At 32.4% G+C, this 19499-nt stretch carries 20 protein-coding genes and 1 other annotated feature; of the genes, 17 read left to right on the top strand and 3 right to left on the bottom strand.

The window, feature by feature from the left end; all coding sequences use genetic code 11:
* Window position 1: 1 nt before the first annotated feature.
* Window positions 2-466 carry a DUF8821 family protein gene (locus V5E38_RS16355; protein WP_097979086.1) on the bottom strand — a complete coding sequence of 155 codons (465 nt, stop codon included), beginning with the start codon at window positions 464-466 and terminating at the stop codon, window positions 2-4.
* Window positions 467-802: 336 nt separating this feature from the next.
* Between V5E38_RS16355 and V5E38_RS16350 the strand changes: the two genes are divergently transcribed.
* The 17 genes from V5E38_RS16350 to rplT all read left to right on the top strand — a co-directional run bounded on the left by V5E38_RS16350 (window position 803) and on the right by rplT (window position 17156).
* The gene (locus V5E38_RS16350) at window positions 803-1273 is read left to right on the top strand and encodes a hotdog family protein (RefSeq protein WP_499210778.1); all 471 of its coding nucleotides are present in this window, start codon (window positions 803-805) and stop codon (window positions 1271-1273) included.
* Window positions 1274-1451: 178 nt separating this feature from the next.
* Window positions 1452-2168, top strand: coding sequence for a winged helix-turn-helix domain-containing protein (locus tag V5E38_RS16345; protein WP_499210777.1), 717 nt, complete (start codon window positions 1452-1454; stop codon window positions 2166-2168).
* Complete coding sequence (gene pnpS, locus V5E38_RS16340; protein ID WP_499210776.1) at window positions 2161-3927, top strand: two-component system histidine kinase PnpS; 1767 nt, start codon at window positions 2161-2163, stop codon at window positions 3925-3927. Before V5E38_RS16345 ends, pnpS begins: the two co-directional genes overlap by 8 nt.
* Before the next feature lie 353 nt (window positions 3928-4280).
* Window positions 4281-4457: a DUF4177 domain-containing protein gene (locus tag V5E38_RS16335; RefSeq protein ID WP_167555369.1), complete on the top strand. Its 177-nt coding sequence runs from the start codon at window positions 4281-4283 to the stop codon at window positions 4455-4457.
* Window positions 4458-4669: 212 nt separating this feature from the next.
* Window positions 4670-7324, top strand: coding sequence for a DNA polymerase I (gene polA / locus V5E38_RS16330; protein WP_499210775.1), 2655 nt, complete (start codon window positions 4670-4672; stop codon window positions 7322-7324).
* A gap of 19 nt (window positions 7325-7343) precedes the next feature.
* Window positions 7344-8177 carry an Fpg/Nei family DNA glycosylase gene (gene mutM, locus V5E38_RS16325; RefSeq protein ID WP_499210774.1) on the top strand — a complete coding sequence of 278 codons (834 nt, stop codon included), beginning with the start codon at window positions 7344-7346 and terminating at the stop codon, window positions 8175-8177.
* A 58-nt stretch (window positions 8178-8235) separates the two neighbouring features.
* A complete protein-coding gene (gene ytaF, locus V5E38_RS16320) occupies window positions 8236-8880 on the top strand; it encodes a sporulation membrane protein YtaF (protein ID WP_097979080.1) in 645 nt (214 codons plus the stop codon).
* 76 nt (window positions 8881-8956) lie between these two features.
* Complete coding sequence (coaE, locus tag V5E38_RS16315) at window positions 8957-9553, top strand: dephospho-CoA kinase (protein WP_499210773.1); 597 nt, start codon at window positions 8957-8959, stop codon at window positions 9551-9553.
* Window positions 9554-9645: 92 nt separating this feature from the next.
* Window positions 9646-10665, top strand: coding sequence for a glyceraldehyde-3-phosphate dehydrogenase (locus V5E38_RS16310; protein ID WP_029715263.1), 1020 nt, complete (start codon window positions 9646-9648; stop codon window positions 10663-10665).
* A 484-nt stretch (window positions 10666-11149) separates the two neighbouring features.
* Window positions 11150-11536, top strand: coding sequence for an adenosylmethionine decarboxylase (speD, locus tag V5E38_RS16305; protein ID WP_088013420.1), 387 nt, complete (start codon window positions 11150-11152; stop codon window positions 11534-11536).
* 326 nt (window positions 11537-11862) lie between these two features.
* The gene (nrdR, locus tag V5E38_RS16300) at window positions 11863-12333 is read left to right on the top strand and encodes a transcriptional regulator NrdR (protein ID WP_025568424.1); all 471 of its coding nucleotides are present in this window, start codon (window positions 11863-11865) and stop codon (window positions 12331-12333) included.
* Between the two features lie 36 nt (window positions 12334-12369).
* Entirely contained in the window at window positions 12370-13800 is a 1431-nt protein-coding gene (locus tag V5E38_RS16295) for a replication initiation and membrane attachment family protein (protein WP_499210772.1), read from the top strand.
* Between the two features lie 14 nt (window positions 13801-13814).
* Window positions 13815-14750, top strand: a complete 936-nt coding sequence (dnaI, locus tag V5E38_RS16290) for a primosomal protein DnaI (protein WP_097979077.1) — start codon at window positions 13815-13817, stop codon at window positions 14748-14750.
* A 111-nt stretch (window positions 14751-14861) separates the two neighbouring features.
* Window positions 14862-15695 carry a sporulation protein YtxC gene (gene ytxC, locus V5E38_RS16285; protein WP_499210771.1) on the top strand — a complete coding sequence of 278 codons (834 nt, stop codon included), beginning with the start codon at window positions 14862-14864 and terminating at the stop codon, window positions 15693-15695.
* Between the two features lie 132 nt (window positions 15696-15827).
* Window positions 15828-15955 (top strand) — a sequence feature (ribosomal protein L20 leader region).
* Between the two features lie 74 nt (window positions 15956-16029).
* Window positions 16030-16533 (top strand): translation initiation factor IF-3, encoded by a 504-nt coding sequence (gene infC, locus V5E38_RS16280; protein WP_069034593.1) that lies wholly within the window; start codon window positions 16030-16032, stop codon window positions 16531-16533.
* A 23-nt stretch (window positions 16534-16556) separates the two neighbouring features.
* The gene (rpmI, locus tag V5E38_RS16275) at window positions 16557-16757 is read left to right on the top strand and encodes a 50S ribosomal protein L35 (protein ID WP_025568429.1); all 201 of its coding nucleotides are present in this window, start codon (window positions 16557-16559) and stop codon (window positions 16755-16757) included.
* 42 nt (window positions 16758-16799) lie between these two features.
* On the top strand, window positions 16800-17156 hold the full coding sequence (rplT, locus tag V5E38_RS16270) for a 50S ribosomal protein L20 (RefSeq protein WP_025568430.1): 357 nt from the start codon (window positions 16800-16802) through the stop codon (window positions 17154-17156).
* A 182-nt stretch (window positions 17157-17338) separates the two neighbouring features.
* On the opposite strand, the gene V5E38_RS16265 is transcribed toward rplT, so the two are convergent.
* Together V5E38_RS16265 and V5E38_RS16260 are read right to left on the bottom strand one after the other, a co-directional pair.
* Window positions 17339-18160, bottom strand: a complete 822-nt coding sequence (locus V5E38_RS16265; protein WP_499210770.1) for an MBL fold metallo-hydrolase — start codon at window positions 18158-18160, stop codon at window positions 17339-17341.
* Between the two features lie 128 nt (window positions 18161-18288).
* Window positions 18289-19359 carry a nitric oxide synthase oxygenase gene (locus tag V5E38_RS16260; RefSeq protein ID WP_499210769.1) on the bottom strand — a complete coding sequence of 357 codons (1071 nt, stop codon included), beginning with the start codon at window positions 19357-19359 and terminating at the stop codon, window positions 18289-18291.
* Window positions 19360-19499 lie beyond the last annotated feature (140 nt).

Here is a 19499-nt window from a genome sequence, read left to right as displayed (position 1 = left end):
TTTAATATTCACCTTTAATAACAAAATACGATCCACGAATCGTTCCAGCTAGTTTCGATTTCTGCCTAGCAAACTTAAACTTCTCTACTAACTCTGCTGGAATTTCCATTCCGTCAGAAAGTTTAAAACCAACAGCACGCTTTTTAGGATCATCAACTGTATACATAACGTTGACCGAAAGGCCATCCTCATAAAAGACGTAGGTAAATTTAATATTTTCCACTTGAAAACGAGAAGTTTCTAAAGGCTTAGCTGCGAATACGATATCACGTTCTTCTTTCAAAATTCGGTTAACATAATCAAGTGTCTCCTGACTTTCACTAGCAGGTACGACCGTAAACTCATGTTTGTACTTGTTCATAAAATAACGAGCTTCATTAGCGCGTAAACCAGCAAGTGCATCGACTACTGGGGAAGACTCTAAACCAACCGTAGACACATTTTTAAAATCAACTATATAAGACATGTCCATTTCTCCTTTTCTTAATTTAAACATCTTATCTACTAAATTATACCAAAAACTTATGTTACCGAAATGACGTTTCTCGGTATAAGTATGTACAAGTTTTTTATGCAACAAACCACATGATTTTTATACGGATTTTAAAGGGAGTACGTATAGGAGTATTTAAATTACTTATTAAGGAGAAAGATAGAATTTTATCTTCTATTAGGGGGAAAATATGAATAGACGAATAGTAAAATTTTTTATAAGTTTTTTATAAAAATTTTGCCGATTAAGAAGGGAATTTGCTGTTGTTTATCGAATTTTTTAAATATTAAGATAAACAGGGGGTTTAATATGTTAACTAAAAAAGCAAAAATCGGACGAAAACTTGAAGACATTTCAATTGGTGAAAAGTTAATTGTAACAGAACATATTGATGAAAAACATATTTACTTATACCTGGCTCTAACAGGCGATACAAACCCATTATATACTCAATACAACTATGCTTCACAAACAAAATATAATAAACCGATTGTTCCAAGTTTTATAATAAGCGGGTTAGTCTCTGCAGCAGTTACAAAACATTTACCTGGCCCAGGAAGTCATATTATTAAAAAAGAACTTCAATTCGATCAACATATATATCATAATGAAACAATTTCAATTCATTTTGAGGTAGTCGAAATTAACTCAGGTTTAAATGAAATATGTATTAATGTAAGCGTTTTAAATAAAACGCAAACTGAAATTGCAAATGGGAAACTAACAGTAATTCCACCAACAGTAAACCAATCGAATGCTCTACTATATGAAAATTTTTAACTTAAAGAATGTCAACAGACATTCTTTTTTTGTTGTTTTACCTTTGAATGTACTTTCGATCCCTGCTTTTTACGTTTTACGTCTGGTCGAATTTTTAGTATGATTAAAAAGTAGATATAGATAAATAAAATAGGATACAAATGGATGAGGGTTTAACAATGACCTGGAGGAATATGAAATGAACAATAAAATTCTTGTAGTTGATGATGAAGAGCATATCTTAACTTTAATCAAATTTAACCTAGAACAGGCAGGCTTTCAAGTTGTTACAGCTACTGATGGGGAAGAAGGTTTACAAAAGGCTGTAGAGGAAAAACCAGAATTAATTGTTCTAGATCTAATGCTACCTAAAAAAGATGGTATGGAAGTATGTAAAGAATTAAGACTTCAAAGAAACACGACGCCTATTTTAATGGTTACAGCAAAAGATGATGAATTTGATAAAGTGTTAGGACTTGAACTTGGTGCCGATGATTACATGACAAAACCATTTAGCCCAAGAGAAGTCGTAGCTAGAGTTAAAGCGATTTTAAGAAGATCTAAAATTACTGAGACACCAGTACAAACAAACGACGACGCTGATACTTTAATAATTGCTGATTTAAAGATTCTACCTGAGTATTATGAAGCATATTTCCAAGGTGATAAACTGGAGTTAACACCTAAGGAATTTGAGTTATTATTATATTTAACGAAAAATAAAGGTAGAGTATTAACTCGAGATCAATTATTAAGTGCCGTTTGGAATTATGATTTTGCTGGAGACACTAGAATTGTCGATGTTCATATTAGCCATTTAAGAGAAAAAATTGAACTAGATTCGAAAAAACCAGTTTATATAAAAACAATTCGTGGATTAGGATATAAATTAGAGGAACCAAGACTAAATGAGTAATCTAAATCGAAAATTGCTCTATGGATTCTCTGCAATAATAATCGTTATTCTTGTTATATTAGGAATCGTACTAGGGCAAATATTTAAATCCTTTTATCTGACAAACTATGATCAAAGAATTGAGAAAGAGACGAACTTAATTGCTTCAATAATGGAGTCGAATACCCCATTAACAAAGAATATATCTAATCAAACGTTAAAAAAGATATCTAAGGATTTAAATATCGATATAATTTTATTTGATGATCATTATAATCTAATTGCTAAATCTAGTAATGAGAATGTGGAATTGAATATATCATCAAAGAATTTAAAAGCTTATCTAGAACGACTTGATAAAGTAAATTCTGCAGCTAAATTTATCGAAAAAGATTCTGCTGCTAAATATTACGGCAAGAAAATAACAGATAAACATGGTAATAAACAATTTTTGATTGTTGATTATTCAACTAAGTCAATCAAAGAAGTTTACCGAAGTATTTCGATGTTATTATTTTCATTATTAGGTTTTGTTTTATTTGCCATCATAATTTTACTAATACGGTATTCGCATCAATTTTCAAAACCAATTGAAGATATTACACAAGTTGCAATTGAATTATCCAAAGGGAATTATAAAGCTAGAACATTAGCCGAAAGTAATGAATCGACAACAATGTTAAGTCAAGCAATGAATGTACTTGCAAAAAATCTGCAAGAAATGACTAGTCAACAAGAAATGCAGCAAGATCGATTAAACACATTGATCCATAATATTGGTAGCGGAGTTGTTTTAATTAATAGTAGAGGTCATGTAAACCTAATTAATAAAACATATCGAGAAACGTTCAAAATTGACTCGAGAAGTATACTGGGTGAGCTTTATTATGACGCATTTAAACATAAAGAAGTTATTGAAATCGTGGAAGAAATTTTTCTAAAAGAAATAAAAGTTAGAAAGCAAATCATTCTGCCGTTATCAATTGAAAGAAAACATTTTGAAATATACGGTGCACCAATTATTGGGATAAATCACGAGTGGAAAGGAATTGTACTTGTTTTCCATGACATAAGTGAATTAAAGAAATTAGAGCAAGTTCGAAAAGATTTTTTTGCAAATGTATCTCACGAGCTTAAAACGCCAATTACATCTATTAAAGGTTTTACTGAAACGCTACTAGATGGAGCAATGGAAAATGATGAGTTATGTAAAAACTTCTTATCGATTATTTTAACGGAAAGTGATCGTATGCAGACACTTATTCAAGATTTATTAGACCTTTCAAAAATTGAGCAACAGAATTTTAAATTAGATCTTGCAGAAGTATCCGCAAAACAAGTTATTGAAGATGTACAGCAAATGCTTAGTCAAAAAGCAGAAGAAAAGAATATAGACTTCAAATTATACTTAAATAGTCCATTAGTTGTATATGCGGATGCGTTAAGATTAAAACAAGTAATTATTAATTTAGTTGATAACGCAATTCATTATACTCCAGCTGGTGGTAAAGTATTTATTACTGCCTCCGAGACAAATGATCAGATTGTTTTAAGGGTCAATGACACAGGAGTTGGAATTGGAAAAGAAGATATATCTCGAATTTTCGAACGTTTTTACAGAGTAGATAAAGCAAGAAGTAGGAATTCCGGAGGGACAGGCCTAGGGCTAGCGATTGTAAAGCATCTTGTCGAAGCTCATAAAGGCAAAATCGAAGTTGAAAGTAAACTAGGCCATGGGACGTCATTCATTGTAACCTTAAATAAAAATATTTCGATGTGACATTTACATTGATTTTACATTGTATTTATTAATAGTTAATAAATAATTGGTATAGTTATGATGAAAACCCCTTCATCCAAGGAGTTGTTTTAAACCGGGAGTAGTTATACTTCCGGGATTTTTTATATTCAAAAATGTTTTAATTTATCTTTAAGGTGTCCATACTAGTGGATACCTTTTTATTGCACTTTAAGATCGTAGTAATCACCAATTATAGGAATAAAGTATAAGTGCTACTTCGCCTCTACCTAAAAGGCTTGTCAGTCGGCGAGTTTTCTTTATTTGATCATATTACTTTTATAATTTTTGGGGAAATTATGAGTGTTGAATCATACATCGGAGGGTGGATACAGATGTACGAATACGAATTTGTAAAAGTTAACACGAAATCATCAAATCGTCATTATTATGATGTAGTTGGGAACTATGCTAAAAGTGGCTGGCGCCTTCATCAGGTTGTAAACAATCAGCAAGCAATAGAAGGTTCATGTGTTGAACTAATTTTTGAACGAGAAATCGACTTAAATTAATTACAGAGGTAGTCTTACGATTCATTCTTAAAAGTCATAATTATTCAACTTTAATCTCAAGTGAATAAAAACTTTTAATATGCCTGAATCAAAGACGACCTCTTTTTCTTTTATGAATAGTTCGTGTTAAAATGTTAAGAGCAAGGAAATGAGGAAACGATTAATTTCTTGAAATGATAAAGTATGAAATAAAAATTATACATAAAAAGATAATGAGATTTGTAATAGGAAGGGGATCTATTTTGAAGAAGAAATTGGTTTTAATTGATGGGAATAGTATTGCCTATAGAGCTTTCTTTGCATTGCCTCTTTTGAGTAATGATAAAGGTGTACATACGAATGCAATTTATGGATTTACAATGATGTTAATGAAAATTCTTGAAGATGAAAAACCGACTCATATGCTTGTTGCATTTGATGCAGGCAAAACAACATTTAGACATAGTACATTTAAAGAATATAAAGGTGGAAGACAAAAGACTCCACCAGAGTTAAGTGAACAGTTTCCACTTGTGCGCCAGCTATTAGATACATACGGAATTGCACGTTATGAATTAGAGAATTATGAAGCGGATGATATTATTGGTACACTTGCAGGTCAAGCTTCTAAAGATGAATATGAAGTAAAGGTCATCTCAGGTGATCGAGATTTATTACAGCTAGTTGATGATCGAATTACAGTAAGTATGACTAAAAAGGGTATTACTGAAGTTGAAGAATTTACTCCTGAAGCAATTCATGAAAAGTATGAGATTACACCTGATCAAATTATTGATATGAAAGGATTAATGGGTGATAAATCTGATAATATTCCTGGTGTTCCAGGTATTGGGGAAAAGACTGCAATTAAACTTTTAAAGCAGTTTCAAACTGTAGAAGGTCTTTATGAAAATATAGAGGAAGTAAGTGGAGCAAAGCTTCTTCAAAATTTAAGTGAAAATAAAGATCAAGCCTTAATGAGTAAACAATTGGCGACAATTAATAAAAACTCACCAATTGAATTAACGGTAAATGACACAACGCTTCCAGAAGCTGATACGAATAAAGTTGCGGAATTTTTTAAATCTCTTGGATTTACATCATTATTAGCTAAATTGGACATCAAAGAATCGATTGAAGATCTTGAAGAGATTAACTATGAAGTACTAGATTCAATAGAAGAGAAACATCTAGCGAATCATTCAAGCTTAATCGTTGAAATGATTGGAGAAAATTATCATACAGAAATAATTCAAGGATTTGGTCTTTCTAATGAAAAAGGTCATTTCTTTATCCCGACAGCTGTTGGCTTAGAGTCGGATTTATTTAAAAAATGGCTCGAGGATGAGCGTGTTAATAAGAATGTATATGATACAAAAGGCGCTTATGTTGCACTGAAGTGGAGAGGAATTAATTTAAATGGTGTTAATTTCGACCCGTTACTTGCTTCATATATATATGACCCTGCCCAGTCTAATAAAGAATTTGCTGATATAGTAAATGGTAAAATAGATTTTTCAATTCAAACTGCAGAAACGATTTATGGTAAGGGTGCAAAGCAATCTAAGCCATCAGATGAAGTTTTATCTGAATATATTGTTCGTAAAACAATTGCTATTAGCAAATTAAAAGAAACTTTAGAAGAATCATTGCGAAAAAATAGTCAATTTGAACTACTAACAGAATTAGAATTACCTCTAACTTTTATTTTAGGTGATATGGAATTTGAAGGAGTAACAGTTAGAGAAGAGACTCTTCGTACGATGGGTTCAGAACTAGCTAATAAGTTAAAAGAGCTTGAAGAGGGTATTTATGAGTTAGCCGGAGAAAAATTCAATATTAATTCACCAAAGCAATTAGGTGTTATATTATTTGAAAAGTTAAATTTACCATCTGGTAAAAAAACAAAAACTGGTTATTCGACTTCTGCTGATGTACTTGAAAAATTAGAGGCCGAACATGAAATCATTCGATTAATTCTTCATTATCGTCAAGTTGGGAAATTAAATTCTACATATGTAGAAGGTTTGTTAAAAGTGATAAATGAATCAGATTCCAAGGTTCATACACGATTTAATCAAGTATTAGCACAAACTGGTCGCTTAAGCTCAATTGATCCTAACCTGCAAAACATTCCTATTCGTTTAGAAGAAGGTAGAAAAATTAGAAAAGCTTTTGTCGCATCTAAAAAAGACTGGCTGATCTTTGCTGCCGATTATTCTCAAATTGAATTAAGGGTATTAGCTCATATAGCACAAGACGATAATTTAATGGATGCATTTAAAAATGACTTCGATGTTCATACAAAGACTGCAATGGATGTTTTCCATGTTAGTGCTAATGAGGTAACAAGTAATATGAGAAGACAAGCAAAAGCTGTTAACTTTGGGATCGTATACGGAATTAGTGATTATGGATTATCACAAGGGTTAGGTATTACAAGAAAAGAAGCGTCTATATTTATTGAAAAGTACTTTGCTAGTTTTCCTAAAGTAAAAGATTATATGTCAGATATTGTTCAAAGGGCTAAACTAGATGGATTTGTAAGTACAATCTTAAATAGACGTCGTTATATTCCTGAAATTTCAAGCTCAAACTTTAATGTTCGTGGATTTGCTGAAAGAACAGCGATGAATACCCCAATTCAAGGTAGTGCTGCAGATATTATTAAAAAGGCTATGATTTTATTAGATGAGCGTCTTAAAGCAGAAAAACTTCAGGCAAAATTAATTTTACAAGTACATGATGAATTAATATTAGAAGCTCCAAAAGAAGAATTAGCAATTTTAGAAAAAATCGTACCAGAAGTAATGGAACATGCAGTCGAGCTAGTAGTGCCATTAAAGGTTGATTATAATTTTGGAGATTCTTGGTTTGAAGCAAAATAAATAGATAGGATGACTTTGTATGCCTGAATTACCAGAAGTTGAAACGGTCAGACGAACTTTACTTGATTTAATCGTTGGGAAAACAATCTCAACAGTAATCGTTTCATGGGGAAAAATAATAAAGAAACCGAATGAAGTAGATGAGTTTCAGATTTTACTAAAAGGTCAAACAGTAGAAAATATAAATCGTCGAGGTAAGTTTCTACTATTTCAATTAAGTGATTTTACACTTGTTTCACATTTAAGAATGGAAGGGAAATTTCGCGTGTTCCCAGCAGAAGAACCTGTAGCACCTCATACTCATGTTCGATTCCTATTCGAAGATGGAACAGAACTTAGGTATCAAGATGTTCGTAAATTTGGTACAATGCATTTATTTATTAAAGGTGAGGAGAATGAAGGACCACCACTTGCTAAATTAGGTCCAGAGCCATTTTCCGATGAATTTACTGCTGATTATTTAAGAAAAAAGCTTGAAAATACAAACCGAAAAATTAAAGTCGTTTTATTAGATCAGGAATTAGTAGTCGGTTTAGGTAATATTTATGTTGATGAGGTTTTATTTAGGGCTAAGATTCATCCGGAAACACCTGCATCATCATTAAAGCCTAAACAAATAAAAATACTTGCCGAATCCATTACAGCAACTTTACAAGAGGCTGTGGATTTAGGTGGAAGCACAATTCGTTCTTATGTAAATTCACAAGGTCAAATAGGAACTTTTCAAGATATTATTAAAGTATATGGCAGAAAGGGTTTAGAATGTCATAATTGCGGCCAACCAATAGAAAAAATAAAAGTTGGCGGCAGAGGTACTTCTTTTTGCCCGGTCTGTCAGCCTAAAAAAAATTAACATAAGGTTCCTTTCTTTCATACTATATCAAGAGTACGAATGAGAGGGGCCTATTTTTATGGTAAATATGCTATCATTAATACTACTAGCATGCGCACTAAGCTTAGATAGTTGCAGTGTTGGGTTTACTTATGGACTTCGAAAAGTAAAAATTCCTTTAAAATCAATCATTACAATTGCAGCTTGTTCAGGGATCATATTAATGACATCCATGGGGATTGGGCATGCAATTACAGACTTTTTTTCACCGATAATAGCAAAAAGAATCGGAGGATTTGTACTTGTATGTATAGGATTATGGGTACTTTTTCAATTTTACCGATCAAATAAAGGATCAAATATAGAAGAAAAGAATGAGATAGAAGATAAAGGGATTGACTGGGAATTTGAAATTCTAGGTGTTGTCGTAAAAATTTTAAAGAAGCCTACAACTGCAGACATAGATCGTTCAGGTAGTATTAATGGATTGGAAGCGATGTTACTTGGGTTTGCACTTTCACTTGATGCCTTTGGGGCTGGTATAGGTGCATCGTTACTTGGATTTTCTCCGCTATTGACGGCAATCGTAACATCTACTGCAAGTGCTTTATTCTTATTATTTGGTATGAAATTAGGAAATGTGTTATCGAAAACATTGTGGCTTCAAAAGTTAACCTTTTTACCAGGTGTTTTTTTAATATTAATTGGATTAATGAAGATGTAATAAAAATAATGAAAGAGTGTATCCGAATGGATTTATTCCATTTGGTCCTCTTTATCTAGTGTAAGGAGAATAAAAGATGGGTAAAATTTTTGGACTAACTGGTAGCATTGCAAGTGGAAAAAGTACGGTTTCCAATTTCTTAAAGGAATTAAATGTTCCAATTGTTGATGCAGACGTAATTGCAAAAAAAGTGGTTGAAATTGGACAACCTGCATATAAAAAAATTGTTGAGGCTTTCGGAAGTGAGGTTCTTTTAAATTCTGGTGAAATTAATCGACCAATTCTCGGAAGTATTATTTTTAATAATAAAGAAAAGCGCTTACAACTTAATGAAATAGTACATCCAGAAGTAAGACGTGAAATGAAAGAACAAGCTGATCGATACATAAAAGAAGGTGAACCACTGGTTATTTTAGATATCCCTCTTTTATATGAGGGTAACTCAATTGAATTAGTGGAAAAAGTAATTGTAGTGACAGTGTCGGAAGAAAATCAACTAAAGCGTTTGATGAATCGTAATGGTTTATCGAAAGAGGATGCCCTTTTACGTATTGCGTCTCAATTACCAGTTAAAGAAAAAGCAGCACGAGCTGACTATGTAATAGATAACAATGGTGACTTTGAGGATACAAAAAGACAGGTTAAAGACCTATTAAATAAAATTATTTCGTAAAATAATGTAAATAGTTTAACCAAAATCCAACTTATGTGTTATACTAATTGCAGGGATATAATAAACAGTATAACTTAATTGGGGGTTTACTTATGGTAAATGTAGCAATAAATGGATTTGGTCGAATTGGACGCATGGTTTTCCGTCAAGCAATTAAAAATGGAGATTATAATATCGTTGCAATTAATGCAAGTTATCCTTCTGAAACTTTAGCGCACTTAATTAAATATGATACAGTTCATGGCAAGTTTGATGGTGAAGTAATTGCAAATGCAGATCATTTAATCGTTGATGGTAAGCGTGTGGAATTAATTAGTGAAAGAAATCCTGAGTTACTTCCATGGAACGAGCTTAATGTTGATATAGTTATTGAAGCAACAGGAAAATTTAATGATGCTGAAAAAGCAAAAATGCACATTACTGCTGGAGCTCAAAAAGTAATTTTAACAGCACCTGGTAAAAATGAAGATATCACAGTAGTAATTGGCGTAAATGATGATAAATTAGACCTAGAAAATCATCACATTATTTCAAACGCATCTTGTACAACTAACTGTTTAGCGCCAGTTGTAAAAGTATTAGATGAGCAATTTGGAATTGTTAATGGATTAATGACAACTGTTCACTCATTTACAAATGATCAAAAAAATATTGATAATCCACATAAAGATTTACGTCGTGCACGTGCTTGCAGTCAATCAATTATTCCAACAACTACAGGTGCAGCAAAAGCATTATCTAAAGTACTTCCACATTTAAATGGTAAGTTACATGGTATGGCTTTACGTGTTCCTACTCCAAACGTATCACTTGTTGACTTAGTTGTTGACTTAAAGAGAGAAGTAACTGTTGAAGAAATTAATGAAGTATTTGAAACGGCTTCGAAAGGTTCAATGCACGGAATTATCGAATATTGTAACGAACCATTAGTATCAATTGATTTTAATACAAATACACACTCTGCAATTATCGATTCTCTTTCTACAATGGTAATCGATGGTACAAAAGTTAAAGTATTAGCTTGGTATGATAATGAGTGGGGCTACTCAAGACGTGTAGTTGACTTAGTGTCAATCGTTGCATCTAAAATAAAAAAGCTTGAAACTGTTTAATTAAAATATTGTACTTATAAAAAATTGTAAACGAATACAAAAGGCTAACTAGTTTATCTGGTTAGTCTTTTTGAAGTTGTATAACACATTAATGAGAAATGTGAATTTATGACTATACTGAGATGTAATACGCGACTTAATATCTAATAAAGAAGAACGTTGATTTCCATTACAAAAGTCTCACTATACAATACCAGATAGCGATCTATCCCCTAAAAAGCATGTACGCTCTGTTTCCTTGCTATACATGTATTTATCGCACTTTTAGACTTATTTTCTTCACAATTAATTCAGTAAATAACAAAAAAATAAAATTTATCTTGCAATTCAAATTTAAAAAAAGTATACTAACTTTCGTGAACTTCTAAAAGTATAACTAATTACTTAAAGGGTTAGGACCTCTTTGGACTAACTTTCCCCCGTGGTAGTTGATCATACTTTCGCAATAGAAGTCATGACAAATTATTTTAAGGGGGAAATGAATATGGATACTATGGGTCGTCACGTCATTTCAGAATTATGGGGTTGTAATACAGAAAAATTAAATGATATGAAATTTATTGAGGAAACTTTTGTTGATGCTGCGTTACGCTCTGGTGCAGAAGTTCGTGAAGTTGCTTTTCACAAGTTCGCTCCTCATGGCGTTAGTGGTGTCGTAATCATTTCAGAATCACACTTAACTATTCACAGTTTTCCTGAGCATGGTTATGCAAGTATCGATGTTTACACTTGCGGTGATAGAATTGATCCGAATGTAGCTGCAAACTTTATCGCTGAAGCTTTAGAAGCTGATACTCGCGAAAACGTTGAGTTACCAAGAGGAATGGGTCCCATTCAAGTTGATAATGTAAAAGTTGTAAATGGTAACTAAAAAGAATTGAGAGAGGTGATTTTTCATCTCTCTTTTTTGTTTTTGCTAAATTACCATACCCGAAAAATAGATTAACTTAATGCTTCTTCAAGGTTAGCAGATTATATTGTCTAAACAATCTAGCTTTTAATAGCCTTCTGGAGAATGAACTAGCTTTACATAGTGAAAAATATTTCCATTAACATAAAATAATGAAATTTCATTGATCATGAAAAATAGGCTTTGTGGCTTTTAAGAAATAAACTTTAGTTTATTTTGAATTTGTTATAGTATAGAGTTATAATAATACGTTTAAACAATTAAGTGTTTGGAGTTGAACTATAACGATGAGATGTCCAACGTGTAACTTTAATGGGACAAGAGTACTTGATAGTAGACCAGTAGATGAAGGTCGTTCAATTAGAAGAAGACGTGAATGTGAAGAATGTCAGCATCGTTTTACAACTTTTGAGCGAGTTGAAGATAATCCTATTTTAGTTGTAAAAAAAGAGGGAGCTCGTGAGGAATTTAGTAAAGATAAGATGTTAAGGGGACTGATCAAAGCGTGTGAAAAACGCCCTGTCTCTTTATCTCAGCTAGAAGATATTATTCATAGCATTGAAAAAGAACTGAAAAATAGTGGCACATCAGAAGTTCCGAGTGAAGTTCTAGGTGAAATGGTCATGGAGCATTTATCTAAAGTAGATGAAGTTGCATACGTACGATTTGCGTCAGTTTATCGTCAATTTAAAGATATTAATGTATTCATTGATGAATTAAAAGATTTAATTAACAAAGAGCGAGGTAAAGACGAATAATACTTCGCTCTTTTAATACAAGAAAGGAATGTTTGAATGTCTATTGATAAGCAACACTGGATGGATGTTCTACCTGCGGATCCTTATACTGTAATGGCAGCTGGGTATTTACATAATTTTCATAGGCAAGTATTGACGATGTTGTATCAACCAATAATTGGTAGTCAAGCTTTAAGTTTATATATGACGCTATGGAGTGAATGTGAACAAACGGACCTTAATCCTAATACGTTAACACATCATTCTTTAATGCTTGGAATGAAAAGTAATTTAAAATCAATTTATGAACAAAGATTAATCCTTGAAGGAATCGGCTTACTTAAAGTTTATGAAGGATTTGAAAATAGTACAAAAAAGCTTCTATATGAGCTTCAATCTCCGTTAGATCCTCATTCTTTTTTCGAAGACCCTATCCTAAATATCTTTCTGTTTAAAACAATTGGAAAAACACAATATCAACGAACTAAAACCTTTTTTAGTAGACAGGCATTTTCGAAAGAAGGGTTTCGTGAGATTTCACGTTCATTTGATTCGGTATTCCAAGCAATAACAGTTGAGCAATTAAATGAAATTCAGCAAAGTAATGATCTTTCTACGTCAAATGATCGTAGAATTTTACAAGACAATCAGCCAATTAAAATATCTGTCAAAATGGAAGAGTTTGACTATGCGTTATTTTTGGATGGACTTTCTGATTCCTTTGTTCCAAAAAGAGCATTTACTACAGAAGTAAAGGAAACGATTTTAAAACTTGCATTTTTATATGGAATAAATCCAATTCAAATGAAAACGATTGTTATGCGCTCATTAAATGAAGATAATAAAATCAACATTGAGACGCTTCGACTTGAAGCAAGAGACTGGTATCAATTCCAACATCATGAAGCTCTGCCTACGATTGTGGAAAAGGTTCAACCCATTCAGCATAGACAAATGGGCAATGAGCAACCATCAACCCAAGAAGAAAAATTAATTCATTGCTTCGAAACAATTTCTCCTCGCAGGTATCTTAAGGAGATATCGGGTGGAGCTGAACCAAGTGAAGCTGATTTGAAAATTATTGAAGAGATTATGATTGATCAAAAGCTTCTACCTGGAGTCGCAAATGTGTTAATTGACTATGTCATGATTCGTTTAGATAAAAAGCTTTCTAGAAATTACGTAATTAAGATAGCAAGTCATTGGGCGAGAAAAGGAGTAACAACCGTTAAACAGGCTATGGATCTTGCCCGTAAAGAGTTTGAAGAAACTAAACAGAGTGCAACTGCTGCTAAAACTCGCTCAAGTAATAGACGAAATAAATCAATTCGAACTGAGATTGTACCTGACTGGCTTCAATCGAGTGAGTCGAATGATTCACAGACTGCACCGGTAACAATCAATAACCAAAATGATTCTTCGATAGATGAAGAACGAAAACGATTAGAAAAAGAACTAGAAATGTTTAAAAATAAAAAGAAACGTTAAATGGGAGGACGCTAATGGAACCTATTCAAAACGCATTTAGTGCATTAATGAAAAATAAACAATTCCAGGACACATTTCAAAAAATGCGACAAGAAGTCCGTAGTCACCCAAAAATAATTTCATTTTTAGCTGAGCATAAAAATGAAATTACAGATCAAATGATTGATAGTAGCCTAGTTAAGCTATATGAGTACATTGGACAAAGTGTAAATTGTGAAGATTGCCCATCTTTTAATGAGTGTAAAAATATGGTGCATGGTTATCATCCTCATTTGATTATTCAAGGAAAACGAATTGATGTTCAATATGATCGTTGTCCAAATGGTGTGAAAAACGATAAACGCAAAAAACATGAGTCATTGATAAAATGCATGTACTTACCAAAGGATGTTCTTCAAGCTTCTATGTCAAACTTGTCTTTAGAAGACCCTGGCCGTTTTGAAGCAATTTCTGCTGCTAGACAGTTTATTATGAATTATGAAAAAGGAAAAATGGCTCAAGGTTTATATTTACATGGTCCGTTTGGGGTTGGAAAAACGTTTATTCTTGGTGCTATAGCAAATGAACTAGCAGAGGAAGAAATAACTTCAATGCTCGTATATTTACCTGAATTTTTACGAGAACTAAAAAGCTCTATTAGTGATGGCACATTAGAGGAAAAAATTGAAGCTGTAAAAAAAGTGGAAGTTCTTATGTTAGATGATATTGGCGCAGAGCAAATGTCTAGTTGGGCAAGAGATGAAATATTAGGTACAATTCTGCAATACCGCATGCTAGAAAAATTGCCTACCTTCTTTACATCTAATGCTGATTTAAATCAATTAGAGCATCACTTAACATATTCTCAACGTGGAGAAGAAGAAAGGGTTAAAGCAGCACGTATTGTAGATCGTGTTAAGTTTTTAGCCAAACCAGTTAAAATTTCTGGTTCAAATTTAAGACATTCATAAAAAAATCAAAAAATGGCGTAAAATCACAAATTACTAAGTGATTTTGCGTCATTTTTTAATTATTTCTTTAATATATATAGGACTAGGTGGTGCTAGAAAGGGGGGAACAGGGTGATTGAAATTTTTTTCAATGAACCCATTGACGCAGCTTATGTCTACGAACGATTACAAAAACGCTTAAAAAAGCAATCGAGACCATACATTTTAAGAAGACACAAAATCAATACAATTTTAATCACATTTCCTCAAAACACTGAAGATTTAATAAAAAGTATTTTAGTTCCGACACTAGTACAATTTATTTTACTTCAAAAAGAAGATAAGTGGATTCAATCCATTTTACATACATCTTTTTTCTATGAGGAAGACGAGCAAAGTCAAATCATACCGATCGCACAATCATTATTAAGAGGAACTAGAAGAAGCATACCAAACCAGAAAAAAATTAGACGAAGTAAGAATTTAGTTTCATATGCACTTTCTGAGTACTTAAAAGATGGAGTAAATTTTAGCTTAGATTCTTTTATTACATTTCGTTTGAAGGAATATTATAAGCAGTTAGCTTATGTTTGTGAAATTGCAATAGATGAGTACAAATTAGAAAACGAATACCAGAATCTTATTGAGAATCTAAGACAGCAGGTACTTAAAACGGATGCGCTTATTCCTCAAGTGCATATAGTGTTTGACGGAAAATTTAGCGTATATGATCATCTATTTTTACCACTTACTAAAGATGTACTAAAAGAATATGGAAAACAAGTGGAAAATAGAGAGTATATTGATAACGAATTAATTTTGCCCTTAACGGCAATTGCACCTAAAAGAATTCATTTATACACTTCATCAGTCGATATTTCATTAATCATTACACTTCAAAATATCTTTCAAGAACGAGTCCTAATACATACATTACAAGAGTTTTCACAGGAAAAATTGAAATGAAATTTTATAATTTAAAAAAGCATTGTCATAAATAAGTTTCTTTGATATAATAAATTTCGTTGCGAACAAAGCATACGAATATTGACAACATCATGTCGCTATGTTATAGTAACGAAAGAAAAGAATACTTATTTGTTGAAGAAGAAGCACCCGCTTCTCACCTGGATGACGCTACAAGGCTGTTATCAGGTAACAGAATCATTTATTACTTTGATACTGTCAGTGTGGGTGTATTTATATACCCACACTTTTTTGTTGGGTTATGATTGCTTCAACGATACAAATTAAGATCATTCTTACAATACCTTGGAGGTGTTTTACTATTAGCAAAGACATGATGGTAAACGATGGAATTCGTGCTCGTGAAGTTCGATTAATTGGTCCTAACGGAGATCAACTTGGAATCAAGACAAAACAAGAGGCTCTTGAGTTAGCTTCGAATGTTAATCTTGATCTAGTGATGGTAGCACCAACGGCAAAACCACCTGTATGTCGAATTATGGACTACGGAAAATTCCGTTTCGAGCAACAAAAGAAAGACAAAGAGAGCCGTAAAAACCAAAAAATTATTAGCATGAAAGAAGTTCGTTTAAGTCCTACAATTGATGAACATGACTTTAACACAAAGCTTCGTAATGCAATTAAGTTCTTAGAAAAAGGCGATAAAGTTAAAGCGTCTATTCGATTCAAAGGACGCGCTATTACGCATAAGGAAATTGGACAACGAGTACTTGATCGTTTCTCAACTGCTTGTGCAGAAGTTGCAACTGTTGAGTCACATCCAAAAATGGACGGTCGTAGTATGTTCTTAGTCTTAGCACCTAAAAACGAAAAGTAATTTATTTGAGGAGGAAACACGATATGCCTAAAATGAAAACTCACCGTGGTTCAGCAAAACGTTTTAAAAAGACTGGATCAGGTAAATTAAAACGTGGTCGTGCATACACAAGCCACTTATTCGCTAACAAATCTACAAAAGCAAAACGTAAATTACGTAAAGCTTCATTAGTAAGCAAAGGCGATTTCAAACGTATCCGCTTTATGCTTACAAACATGAAATAAGAACGATAAACGTATTAGATAGATATCTAGGAGGGAAACAATATGCCAAGAGTTAAAGGCGGTACAGTTACACGCGCTCGTCGTAAAAAGGTTATTAAATTAGCAAAAGGTTATTACGGTTCTAAACATACATTATTCAAAGTTGCAAACCAACAAGTTATGAAATCATTAATGTATGCTTACCGTGACCGTCGTCAAAAGAAACGTGATTTCCGTAAATTATGGATCACTCGTATCAACGCGGCTGCTCGTATGAACGGACTTTCTTACAGCCGTTTAATGCACGGATTAAAATTAGCAGGTATCGAAGTTAACCGTAAAATGTTAGCTGACCTAGCTGTTGCTGACGAAAAAGCATTTGCTGAATTAGCAAACGCTGCAAAAGCTAACTTAAAATAATTCGTTTAAAAAATCCTTAACATTTGTTAAGGATTTTTTTTCACTTTAAAGTATAAATTGGCAACGAGAAAGTTAACTCGACGTGGTATCCAATTTTAGGAATAAAGTATAAGTGCAACTAAACCTCTGTCTTCGCCTTAAGGCTTGCTAATCGGCAAGTTTTCTTTATTTGAATAGATTTCTTAAACGAAACTAAATTCTTTTTTCATGTTATTAACGTTTGATTCATGACAATATTTTGTGAAACCAGAAGGAAATGAAAACTCTTTTTCTAATGAATTTATTTCTGCCTCATTATTATTCTGTATAGCTTTTTGAAGTCTTTTTAAGTAACTTCTACCTAGCTCAATTCGAGTAGCAATCTCTTCTTTATTTGATGAAACTTGACCGTGGCCTGGAACTAACAATGATAATTCAAACTTATTAATTAGTTCTTCTGCCTTATCTAAAGTATTGTAATAGCTTTTTACACTATCAAATACAATCGGCAGTTCAAAATCAGATAAATAATCACCTGTAACCCATATTCCTAAATTTTCAATATAAAGAAATAAACCATCTTTCGTATGTCCAGGAGAATGATAAAATCTTAATGTTGTCTGTCCGATTTTAATTTCCTGACCATCTTCACTAATCATTAAATCAATTTTTGGAAATTGTATTGGTCGGGCATGATTAATATAATTATCATTGTAAAATTGACGGATTTTTGAAAGTTTAATATCTTTTTCAGGATGGTTATGTAAATTTTCGCTTCCAATAGTCTTAGCATTAGGAAATGCATAATAACCTATAATGTGATCAAAATCTCCATGTGTAAAGTATAAATAAATTGGTCGTTCATTTTTAATTGATTCAACAAATTCCTTTATCTCATTTATTTCATGAGGTAACCAAGTGGGATCGACAATAATGATACAATCGTCGGTTGCTACAACGGTTGAGTTTGTTTGAAATAATGCACTTTGAAATACTGTAATATTGTCATTTTGAAATAAAATCATTGAATTACTCCTTTAATAATTTTTAGAAGATTATGTTGATACTTAATATTGTATCAAATAATAGAAAAAACCTTAATGAATTAACTACAAATGTGTCAGTTCATTAAGGTTATAACTATTTACAATGATTATCTTGGAAAGAAATTTGGCTTAAGCGTTGTATCATCGTATCGTTTATGAAAGACATGAGTTGTAGCAGGTGACATAGGCGGAATTAGCCACTTCCAATTACCTGTTAACTCTCGGCCACATGATTCTTCTTGTTTTTCAAATTGAAGAAATTGCTGTGCGGCAGAATGGTGATCAACAATACTAACACCATTTTTTTTATATGAATATAAAACGGCAATATTTAATTCAACTAGCGCACGATCTTTCCAAAGTGTACTGTTTCTTTTCGTATCTTGACCGATAATTTTTGCTACTTTAGGCAACAGATTGAAACGAAATTCATCAGCAAAATTTCGAGCACCGATTTCAGTTCCCATATACCATCCATTAAATGGGGCAGCACTATAAGATATACCACCAATCTCTAGAGTCATATCTGATATCATCGGAACAGCATACCATTTAGTATTTAGAGGGGAAAAGTCATAATCAGGATGCTCGATCGGTACTTCGAGTACGATTTTATTAGGGATCGTAAAATAATTTGGTTCATGATTGTCTAAAGAATAAACAATGGGCAAAATATCGAAATTAGTACCATTTCCTTTCCAACCAAGATTCTCACATTCCTTTGTAAACTCAATCGATTTTGGGTCTCCAATTATTCCATTTTCTGTTTCGTAGCCAGCATATCGGATCAACTGGTGATTATGGATTTTAAGAGTATTATTTGTTCCTAGATTTGGTTTGAAAATTGTAATTGTAGGTAGAATCTTACCTGAATTTGTAGCATAGCTTATATGATGCAATATTTCGTGCTCTATACTTTTATCATCGTTAATATGGCGAGCATCTAAAACATGAAGCTTATCCCAAAAAAGTCTACCGATACAGCGGTTACTATTGCGCCACGCCATTTTTGCACCGTGCTCTAGTTCCTCATAAGTATGAGTGTAGACACCAGTATCACGAATTTCAGCTTCGATACTTTTTAATCGTTTTTCTATTTGTTCGGATTTATCGAGTTCCTTATAGCATTGTGATATAAAGGAAAATGCTTCTTTATATAAAGCGGAAGTTGTTATCATATTAATCTCCAGATCGTTAATTTAAAAAACTAGTAATAATTTATAGGCTTCATTATTATACCCCACAAATAATTTAGAGAAAATTAATATAAAATTTATATGTTTTAATACGAGGGCTGAAGAACTATCTAAAAATTTTG

Origin of the sequence: Rossellomorea sp. GAMAL-10_SWC (genome assembly GCF_049568075.1) — a bacterium.
In the GTDB taxonomy this organism is placed as follows: domain Bacteria; phylum Bacillota; class Bacilli; order Bacillales; family Bacillaceae_G; genus Gottfriedia.
The sequence above is the reverse complement of the archived record's forward strand: the minus strand, read 5'-3'. Positions and strand labels throughout refer to the sequence as shown.